This window comes from Nostoc sp. CALU 546 (assembly GCF_048836525.1).
The window spans coordinates 1-1,691 of the sequence record NZ_JAWJTF010000388.1 but is presented as its reverse complement, the minus strand read 5'-3'; the positions used below and the strand labels follow the sequence as shown (position 1 = coordinate 1,691).

Sequence of the window (1,691 nt, the reverse complement as noted above, 5' to 3'; positions counted from 1 at the left end):
AACTACCTCTACCAGGGTGGGCAAGCAGCTATTGCAAGATTTTGGGAAAGTACAGGCTGACCAAAAAGCTGATGGTAGTTTGGTGACGCAAGCAGATAAATGGGCAGATCAGGAAATTCGAGATGCGATCGCTTCTAATTTCTCTGGTTACGGCATTTTGAGCGAAGAGAGTGATCAGTCATTTCCCGGTACTGAGTGGTGCTGGGTAATTGATCCTCTCGACGGTACAACCAACTTCACACGCGGCATTCCTCTCTGGACAATATCTCTGGGTTTATTGTATCGAGGCACACCCATTTTTGGGTATGTTTACGCACCAACTCTAAATCAAGCTTTTCATGGTTTCTGGGCAGGTTCATCTGGTTTGGCAACACCAATAGGAGCATTTCTCAACCACCACCCCATCCACACAAGTGTTGATAGTCCCAGCAGCAATCACTTTTTTAACCTCTGTTCTCGTAGCACCGCAGTTATCAAAAACGGCTTTCCCTGTAAAATTCGGATGTTGGGTGTAGCTAGCTATAACTTTTTGACGGTTGCTACTGGGGCTACTCTCGGTGGGATTGAGGCGACACCAAAAGTTTGGGATATAGCAGGGGCTTGGGTAATTGTCCAAGCAGCTGGTGGGGTATGGTCATCGCTGAAGTCAGAACCGTTTCCGTTGTCACCAGGAGAAGATTATAGCGATCGCTCTTTTCCTACCCTTGTGGTTAGTCGTCCCGAATTAGTTCCGGTATTTCAACCTTTTCTCGAAGGTGTAAAAATTTAATTTGCTGCCTAAATATTTGAAAAGAGTAATTTTGTCAACCAGCCTAGTGGATAATAGCATACTCGATATTAAACTTAACAAAACCCTAGTTCAACAAAGAATTGAGTATAAATAAAGCTGGTAATAATCCTGATTTAAGTGCAAAACCAGTGTAGTTATTAATTTAAGTAGTGTTGTGACTTTCATTACACTGGTTAATTTAGTATAAAAAATTTTATGTTGTCTAATCTAGATTTAATTCGAGAGTTTGTGCAAAACTCTATTCAAAAAAAAGATATTTTGTTGTCAAATCCTGCTTTGACAGCGCAAACAGTGTATAAAATCAACCAACTGACAGCAAAATCTGAAGGCGTAATTGCCACTGTTCAACTATCTAACACCTTATCTGAATTCTCGATTTCTCCAAAATCAACCCAGTGGGAATTGATCAATCAGGCATTAGCAGAATATAGTTATATCCTCAAAGGAGAAGTAGATAGTCGGGGTTTCTATCAGTATCAATACTGCGAAGTTCCCAAAGGCTATCAGATGAACTGTACTAAATGTGTCATTCTATGGCGAGCCTGGTGGAAATATTGCAAGCATAGTTCAAGATCAGGGATTCCGTTAGAACTTCTGATTAGAACACGAGATTCATGGTATCCAATTAGAGATTTAATTATCAGTGACGGACTTCTCTATATCAAAACCTTGGGAAGTGAGATTGCACTTGGCTCAGAAGACTTAGTTACTTGGTTAAGCAAAGTTGATGTAACCAAAATTAAAGAAATACCTTCTACAGAGACATAGGTATGGGTATATCAGTACAAATGTTTGCCCTTATATTTGTAAACATTTTTCAAAGTGATTATGACAACATAATTAGGCAAAGGATTTGACATACTCACCGACCTAAAGGCGCTCTTAAGAAGGAGTAATGAGT

Annotated in this window: 2 protein-coding genes; both read left to right on the top strand. The window is 39.9% G+C overall.

Going from position 1 to position 1,691, the window contains the following annotated elements; all coding sequences use genetic code 11:
- The coding region (locus RRG12_RS43925; RefSeq protein ID WP_420763348.1) for an inositol monophosphatase family protein at positions 1-769 on the top strand (769 nt) is incomplete at its 5' end.
- Between the two features lie 216 nt (positions 770-985).
- On the top strand, positions 986-1,558 hold the full coding sequence (locus tag RRG12_RS43920; protein ID WP_069069018.1) for a hypothetical protein: 573 nt from the start codon (positions 986-988) through the stop codon (positions 1,556-1,558).
- Positions 1,559-1,691: the final 133 nt, after the last annotated feature.

What these genes read in the sequence shown, in the direction of transcription:
- RRG12_RS43920 (WP_069069018.1), top strand. Translation starts at nt 986, where the DNA reads ATGTTGTCTAATCTAGATTTAATTCGAGAGTTTGTGCAAAACTCTATT.